The sequence below is a fragment of the Brucella lupini genome (assembly GCF_002252535.1).
Taxonomy (GTDB): domain Bacteria; phylum Pseudomonadota; class Alphaproteobacteria; order Rhizobiales; family Rhizobiaceae; genus Brucella; species Brucella anthropi.
Genome location: NZ_NNRN01000010.1, coordinates 1 through 7,948, shown reverse-complemented (window position 1 = coordinate 7,948; position 7,948 = coordinate 1). Strand labels below are relative to the sequence as shown.

The following is a 7,948-nucleotide window of genomic DNA, read 5'->3' as shown; positions in this document are numbered from 1 at the left end:
AGACATAGATGGCTTGGAGAATGCAATGCGGTTATCATCGAATAGAACGTGACCGAACCCTACCTTTGCAAGCGCTTCGTCCCAAAGCTGTCGCGATGGTCCGTCGGGAGAAGGACGTTCTTGCGAGAAATGCTTTTTCAGACAGTTCCAAAGGGGCTGTACCGTCGGATCGAAAAGGCCGTCGCTGGCCTGCCAGCATTCATGGCAGATACGCAATACCTCGACCAGATCAGGCGAAGGCGATGCCAGCGCCCCATCGCGATTAAGTTGGGTGAGTTCTGAATCCGAACGATAGAGGCTGAAGATGTTCTCCAGCCTTTCCGCTTCTTGAGCAGATTCGCGCAGCAACCGTTCAGCGGTCGAACGATCCGGATGATAGAGTATGATCTTGGCAGGTGCCCCCATCGCCTGACTACGCCAGATGATGGGCTCCGGAAGGTCGAGTGAAACTGCGTGTTTTGGAATGGCCCAGAACACTACTCCAGCCGCACCACCCGCAAGTACAAGCCGACGGCTGATACGCTGACCACCTTCAATGCGCATGGCTTTCGGCTCCAAGATCGGAGGGCCGCACCGACTGACCGCCGAGAACGTAATCCTCCGGTATTTCGGTAAAAGTGCTAATACGGCCGCCCTTTTCCGCAACGAACTTCTCCGCTGCTTCTCGTGTCGAAAACGGTACGGCCTCCTGTGCCCCCATTCCACCTACAGCAGCGCTTTCAATCACGAAAAAGGCTTTGCGCGCATCGACCCAGTTTTCCGCTCCCGGCTCTTCCCAGCTTGGCGCTTTCGCCATATCTGAAACGTAGATCGCCGCGATCCCTTTTGGCTCCTCAGGCAGCATCGTAAAGGCGAGCGTATCACGGGCGGAAGAGAACCATACTGCCTCGTTTGTCGGCTCGAGAATGATTTGCCCCTTGGGGCCGGGGTGCTCCAGAACATTCATTCCGCAATATCGGCCCATTGCGCTTTCCGTCAGCGCGAAAGGAGCCATCACGACATCATTCTTTTCGTCCGGAGAACACCCTGCAAGCAGAACCAGAAACAGGGGAGCAAGAAACAGAGCGCGTTTCATAATTCTTTCCTCGAAAAAACCAGCATGGAAAGGGACAGTGGCAGCACGACCCAGAGGCCGAGCGCGAGCGTCAGAGCTGGAGCCGAGAGCGTAGCGTTACCGGCTATGCCGCCCATACCGGTCAGAGATCCGGCCTGTCCGAGACCGAAGTTGAGAAGCCGGTAGGAGTCGGCTGGATTGAGAAGAAGCAGACCGTTGAGTATGCCACCGCCAACAATGCGGCCCTGATCGAAAACCAGCAGAGCAAGAAGTGCTGCGTCATAGATCAGCACGAAGAACAGCCAGACGCCGATGGCGATACCTGCTGCCGTGCTTCGCTCCCGCACCAAGGTGCTTGCAAGAAAACCGATGGCGATGAACACGGCTCCCAGCAGGACCGACGAGATAATAAGTTTGAACAGCGACAGCCAGCTTCCAGCATCCACGCCAGACCCGGTAACGATCAGCGCCACAGCCGCTGCGCCGTACCCGAACAATGTCGCGAAGGACAGAATGGCAAGCTGGCCGATGAACTTGCCCAGAACCAGCTGAAACCGGCTTATCGGATAGCTCAGAAGCAGCAGCATCGTGCCGCGTTCCATTTCACCGACGATTGCATCGTGCGAAATGAGAAGGGCAATGAGAGGGATGAGGAAGATAGTCAGGCTGGAGAGACTGACAATCACAACGTCCAGCTTGCTCGCGGCAACCGAACTGCCGGTGGGTGCGCTGCCGAGAAAAGTCATGCTTAGGGCCAGTGCCGCAAGCAATAGCGTGGTCGCCAGAACCCAGCGATTGCGCAAGCCTTCCTGAATTTCCTTGGAAGCGATTATGAGAATATTGTTCATTCCGCTGCCTCCGCGAGGGCCTCTTCCCCGGCATTGAGGAAGTGGGCGTAAAGTTCGTCCAGCGTCGGCGGAACGAGATCAAGTTCTGTGAGATTGTCGTTCATGGCCACGATTTCACGGACAAGAGCCATCTTACCTTCCGTCGGAGCTTCCGTTTCGAAGATATCCGGGCCGAGACGATGCCAGCGCAATGCAGTATTGGCGGTTGTCGAAGGCAGCCGGGAAACGTCTGGCGTCTGCACCCGTATGCGAAGCGGTAATTGTGAAATCCGGCGCAACGCATCGATGGAGCCATCGGCAATAATCTTGCCTTTGTTCGCGATGATGACGCGCCCGACTTTGGTTTCCAGTTCGGTCAGGGCATGGGACGACATGAGGATTGTCGTGCCTTTGCTCCGCAATTCTTCAAGGACTTCATAGAAGCTCTGACGCAAGGCGGGATCGAGACCGGTCGTCGGCTCGTCAAGCAACAGAACGGACGGTTGCCCGAGCAATGCCTGAGCAAGCCCCAGTCGCTGGCGCATCCCCTTCGAATAGGTGCCAACCCGCCTGTTCGCAGCATGGGCGAGGCCGACGCGCTCCAGCAGCTCTACATTTTGGGCAACCGGCATTCTCTTGAGCCGCGCATAGAAACCGAGCGTTTCGGCTCCTGTCAGCGCCAGATTGAAAGAGACGTGCTCAGGCAGATAGCCAAGCCGCAATCTGGCGGCAAAGGCACCGGTCGCCGGATCTTCGCCCAACACGCGAACCGCGCCCTTGGTCGGGCGGATCAGCCCGAGCATGAGCTTTATCATCGTCGTTTTTCCAGCACCATTATGGCCGACCAGCGCAATGCTTTCTCCAGCGTGGAGGCTGAAACTTGCATCGCTGATGGCGTCGAACCCGCCATAGGACTTTGTGACCTGATCAAGAATGACAGTCTCAGTCATTTGGTTTTCCTTTCGCCGGATCGGCCGGATGCGGCGGCTTCATAAGGGGATAGCTATCGACAACACCGCCCGGCAAAAGCGCCGGGAACTGGGTCTGTGCCCAGCGGATTGTCTCGATTGCCGGACTATTGATGAGAATTTTTGCCTGTGGCGCAGTCCACAAAACCTTGTCGATCAGATCATTGGGCCGGTAAGGGCTGTCAGCGATACCATCGCCATTGAGATCGAAGGCCGGATTGTCACTCCAATAGTTGCCGCGCCCTTTGACCGACCAGTCGAGGTTGCGCGTGCCGACATATTTCACCTGATTGCGGTTGTTGATGAAGGCGTTGCCGCTCATGGCATTGCCCTCGGAACCGGCAGTAAAGTGAATGCCTATGCTGCAGTTCTCGAAACTGTTTTCGGTGAACTTGTTCTTGTTGGCATTGTAAATGAAGACGCATTTTTCCGGACCGAGCCGCGAGGTTTCGCCCGTCTGGGTTTCCGTCTGGTCGTCCGCAGGAAGACCGTGTTCAGCCTTCTGAACACCGGCATCAAGCCAGCGATCTATCGGTTGCATGCGCCCGATCACGCGATTACCGGAAATGACCGAACTGTTTGCATAATTGAGCAACAAGCCATGATCCCGGTCGCCGTCAGACAGGTTGTCCAGCACCTTGAGACGGTTGGTGTACATGATCGCGAAACCAACCGAATTGTTGCGCGAAACATTGCCGATGACCTGACTGTCATCCGTGTACATGTAATGGACGGCGAACCTGACATTCTCCATCACATTGTCGCGAAAGATATTCTTGCGGCTGGCATTGGTATAGATGCCGTCGCGCCCGTAGCGAATGACGTTGCCGATAACCTGTGCGCCGGGCGCATTCCAGATGGAAACGCCGCTACCGGTTTGGGCCATGCGCACGCCTCGACGGCCAACGATCTCATTGCCGCTCGCGATGGAATTTGCGGCGCCATGCAAATAAATCCCGTAGAGGTTATCGATAAGGCGATTGTTCTCGACACGTGCGCCCGTGGCGGTTTTTGCCACGAAAATTCCGGAATTGAGGTCGGGCATGTTTTCACCCGAACCGCGCACTTCCAGCCCACGCACGATAGCGTCCGGTGCGTTGACCGTTATGGCGTTACCCGAGCCAACTCCGTCTACAACGGCGCCCGGTTCGCCGGTAAGTTCAATGGCGCGGTCGATCGTAACCGCGCCATTGTGTTTGCCTTTCAGAAGCCGGACGATATCGCCCGGCTCCGCTTTTTCGATAGCCGCCTGTACGCCTTCGCCTGCCACGACATCGATCTGCCGTGCCTGCAAACCGTCGCACAGAACAACGGTCAGCAGCATTGCAGCACTCAAGGACTGAAACCGGCGGGGGAACTTCATGGCAGTCAGGCCTTCTTCGGTTCCACGAGCATCCGGCCCTTCATTTCCATGTGCATGGCATGGCAGAACCACGAGCAATAATACCACCACACACCCGGCTTGTTGGCTGTGAAGGTAACTGACGCGGTTGCCTGCGGACCCACCTCCATGTTGACACCATAGTTGATGATGGCAAAGCCGTGGGTGAGATCTTCGATTTCATCGATGTTAGTGACATAAACCGTCACCTCATCGCCCTGCTGGACGGTGAACTCGGTTAGACCGAAGGCTGGCGCGGCAGACGTCATATAAACGCGCACCTTGTTGCCATCCCGGATCACCTCATTCGCGTCCATCAGGTCGAGGCCATCGGCTTTCGCCTGAGTGACAGCGTCGGCGAAGAATGGATCCTCACGGCTCCAGAAGTTGACGGGATTGATCTTGGAACGATGAACAATCGTTGCATCGTGCGGTTCAGCAAAACTTGGCCCGTCATGGACAATCATCATCTTCTCACCGGAAATATCGATGAGCTGGTCATTTTCCGGCTTGAGTGGGCCGACATTGAGATAGCGATCCTTGGAGAACTTGTTGAGCGAGATCAGCCACTGACCGTCGGCTTCCTTGGTTTGCCCCATGGAAGTGTGATTGTGACCGGGCTGATAATGTACATCGAGTTTCTGACGGATCGGATCGACCTTTTCACCCTTGAAGGCTCGCTTGGCGTCCTCGATATTCCATTTGCAGATCTGGCTGTCGATGAAGAGCGTTGTATAGGCGTTGCCTTTGCCATCATAAGCCGTATGCAATGGCCCAAGTCCGAGTTCAGGTTCCGCAACCACAGCATCGCGGGGCTTGATCTTGTCGTCGAAAAGCTCATCGAACTTGCGAACGTCGAACACGGTAACGGTCGGCGACAACTTGCCGTTGGCAACCACATGGATACCGTCTGGCGCAGTGTTGATGCCATGCGGGCTGTTCGGCACAGGAATATAACGCGTATATTTGGAACCGTGACGTCCATCGATGACCGGCACACCGTTGATTTCCTTGAAATCACCCTTGGCAACCGCTTCTTCGATACGCTTCAGGTTGAAGATGACGATCCAGTCCTGCTCGCTCGACATCATTTCGGCGAGCGTCGTACCCTCTTCCGAATTGTAGCAGGTGGCAAAAGCGTACTTGCCCTGATAATCGCAGTCGACATTGTCCAGATTGCCATCGACCATGATCTGCCAGGCAACCTTCATGGTCTCGCCGTCAACGGCCGTGAAGATCGCGTGATATTGCTTGGTATCGGTCAGATTGCTGCCGTCGTTCGGGATCGGCGCGCGATCTTCACCGTTACAGAAGACATATCCGGTTTTCGGATATTTCTGCACGCGCAAACCATGCACGGTGTGCTGGTTCGGGAGCTGAATGATCTTGTCGCATTTCATCACATCAAGACGGATGCGGCAGACACGCGTATTGGCCTTGTCGTTGGCATAGAGATAACGCCCGTCATAGGTGCCTTCCGTGAAGGACGGGTGCGGGTGGTGCAAGTCACCATTCAGGAAAATGCCACCGCGATCCTTGAGGAACTCTTGGTCCTGCGGCAGAAGGCCTTCGGTCAGCACCTTAAGGCTTTCATTTGTCTGGCCCCAGCCGGTCGCACTATCGCGATTGAACACTGGAATGCGCATCAGTTCGCGCATTGATGGCAAGCCGACAATACGGACCTCACCGCTCTGACCGCTGGAAAAGAAGACGTAATATTCGTCCAGTTCTCCGGGCTTCACCTCTGCACTGTGGCCAGCACCGCCGGCAGCAGCCATTGCCGGTTCGGTTGAACCTGCAAACAGCGCGCCACCAAGACCACTTGCGCCGGCAGCAGCCACAAAGGCTGACGAGCCGAGCAGCTGTCTTCGACTAAGCTGCGTTTTTTTGGTTTCTTCAGACATGCTTCTCTCCTTTAAAAAAGTCAGACAGCAGGACCGGTATCGGCAACGCCTTCAACCGGTTTTCCTTTGACTGAGATGACGGGTCTGGCCGGTCCACCGCCACGTTCGGCAGCCGCTACGAGGGGGGCATTGCGGGCTGCGAATTTTTCACGCTTCACGCGCACCTGGATCATGTGCGGGCAGCGTTGGTCGTCGTGATAGAGTTCCTGACAATGCATGCAGTAGATGCATTCATTGACGTTGATCTGCCCCTCCGGATGGATCGCCTCGACCGGGCATTCCTTGGCACAACGGTGGCAGGGCGAACCGCATTCCGGCCAACGTTTCAGCCATTCGAACATGCGGATGCGTCCGGGGATGGCGAGAGCCGCGCCGAGCGGGCACATATAGCGGCAGTAGAAGCGCTCGATGAACAGGCCTGCAGTCAGAAGTGTCAGCGCATAAATGACGAACGGCCACTCACGTGCGAATTTGAGAATTATCGAGGTCTTGAACGGTTCGACTTCTGCAAACACTTCTGCCAGCGCAACCGAATAGAGCGACAACCCAAAAAGGCCGAGGAAGATCATGTATTTGAGGGGCCAGAGACGCTCGTGCAGTCCCCATGGAAGCTTGACCTGCGGCACCTTCAGCCATTGGGCGAGATTATTGGTAAGTTCTTGCAGGGCGCCAAACGGGCACAACCAGCCGCAGAAGGGTCCACGCCCCCAGAACAACAGCCCCGCCGCCACCGACGCCCACAGAATGAAGATCAGCGGCGATGTCAGGAAGAATTCCCAGTTAAAGCCGGTAATCAGGGAGTTGGTGAAGGTCAGGACGTTGACAACCGACAATTGTGCATTGTTGTAGAAACCGAGCCAGACAAGGATGAACAGAAGATAGCTGCGCCGCAGCCAGGTGAAGAAGCGCGGATGCCTGACCAGACTGTTCTGGAAGAAGAAGATGCCGACAAGAACCGTGATGGCAAAAGCGGTGATGACTACATTGGCACGATTCATCTCCCACATCCGGACCCAGAGCGGATTGCCCTCGCCCAGAATGTCGGCAGCATTGGCTTCGCCGACCGGTTGCGGCTGACGTGGTGCGTCGGCGATTGATACAGCAGGCTGGACAGGAGCCGGTTCCGGCTGCTTCGCCAGATATTTTTCCGGCAAACTGTAGCCGAGATCGTAACTGATATTGGCCTTGTCCCGCGCACCGAAACCGCGCTGTACCAGAAGCTGCAAATCCCACGGTTCTGTCACGTCGAAGCCAAACCCGTCAGGCACCTCGAACAGTGCTATCTCGCGCAAACGCGGTGCGCCTTCGGCCATGATATCGCCGATACGAGTATGGTTCTTGTCGCGGAAACGTACGCCCTGCCCGTCCTGCATCAACTCGATGCGGTCAAAGATACCGCCGCGCACATATCCGGAGCCCTTGAAAGAATAGGCTCCGTCGCCCGCAACCAGGATCGCCTGATGTCCTGGCTTCAGCCGCTTTTGCAAGCGTTCGAAGCCATCCTTGCCAAGCAGGCTGATACCGATCGACGGCACTGATACCGGCGCAACATAAAGCTCGATGAATTCGTCTTCGGGATTGGTTGTTTCAGGATTGTCGGCGGCGCGATCGTGCTTTGCGTCACGGAATGCCTGTGTCACATCACCAACCGACAGTTTCAGGCTGCGGACCGAACCGTCACCGATCAGTGCCTGCCAGTCCTGCTCGTCGCGGATCTCCAGATCAACCGTGCGCTGCGCATCAGCTGCGGCGACCTGCACAGGCGCGTTGCCAAGACGCCCGCTGCGGACAAGCCCAACGGCCGAGCGAACGAC

The 7,948-nt window shown here is 56.3% G+C and carries 7 protein-coding genes; all 7 read right to left on the bottom strand.

Annotated elements, in window-relative coordinates; all coding sequences use genetic code 11:
* On the bottom strand, positions 1 to 543 hold a 543-nt coding region (locus tag CES86_RS00875), incomplete at its 3' end, for an FAD:protein FMN transferase (RefSeq protein ID WP_192802361.1).
* Complete coding sequence (locus CES86_RS00870) at positions 533 to 1,075, bottom strand: nitrous oxide reductase accessory protein NosL (protein WP_094513304.1); 543 nt, start codon at positions 1,073 to 1,075, stop codon at positions 533 to 535. The genes CES86_RS00875 and CES86_RS00870, both read right to left, overlap by 11 nt.
* Positions 1,072 to 1,902, bottom strand: a complete 831-nt coding sequence (locus CES86_RS00865) for an ABC transporter permease subunit (protein WP_094513303.1) — start codon at positions 1,900 to 1,902, stop codon at positions 1,072 to 1,074. The genes CES86_RS00870 and CES86_RS00865 overlap by 4 nt, the downstream gene beginning before the upstream one ends.
* Positions 1,899 to 2,831, bottom strand: coding sequence for an ABC transporter ATP-binding protein (locus CES86_RS00860; protein WP_012093628.1), 933 nt, complete (start codon positions 2,829 to 2,831; stop codon positions 1,899 to 1,901). Before CES86_RS00860 ends, CES86_RS00865 begins: the two co-directional genes overlap by 4 nt.
* Entirely contained in the window at positions 2,824 to 4,212 is a 1,389-nt protein-coding gene (locus CES86_RS00855; RefSeq protein WP_094513301.1) for a nitrous oxide reductase family maturation protein NosD, read from the bottom strand. The genes CES86_RS00860 and CES86_RS00855 overlap by 8 nt, the downstream gene beginning before the upstream one ends.
* Before the next feature lie 5 nt (positions 4,213 to 4,217).
* The gene (nosZ, locus tag CES86_RS00850; protein ID WP_094513300.1) at positions 4,218 to 6,134 is read right to left on the bottom strand and encodes a TAT-dependent nitrous-oxide reductase; all 1,917 of its coding nucleotides are present in this window, start codon (positions 6,132 to 6,134) and stop codon (positions 4,218 to 4,220) included.
* Positions 6,135 to 6,154: 20 nt separating this feature from the next.
* Positions 6,155 to 7,948, bottom strand: a 1,794-nt coding sequence (locus CES86_RS00845; protein WP_094513299.1) for a NosR/NirI family protein, incomplete at its 5' end; no start/stop codon positions are given.

Coding starts and splice junctions, on each gene's coding strand:
- CES86_RS00870 (WP_094513304.1), bottom strand. CDS start 1,075: ATGAAACGCGCTCTGTTTCTTGCTCCCCTGTTTCTGGTTCTGCTTGCA.
- CES86_RS00865 (WP_094513303.1), bottom strand. CDS start 1,902: ATGAACAATATTCTCATAATCGCTTCCAAGGAAATTCAGGAAGGCTTG.
- CES86_RS00860 (WP_012093628.1), bottom strand. CDS start 2,831: ATGACTGAGACTGTCATTCTTGATCAGGTCACAAAGTCCTATGGCGGG.
- CES86_RS00855 (WP_094513301.1), bottom strand. CDS start 4,212: ATGAAGTTCCCCCGCCGGTTTCAGTCCTTGAGTGCTGCAATGCTGCTG.
- nosZ (WP_094513300.1), bottom strand. CDS start 6,134: ATGTCTGAAGAAACCAAAAAAACGCAGCTTAGTCGAAGACAGCTGCTC.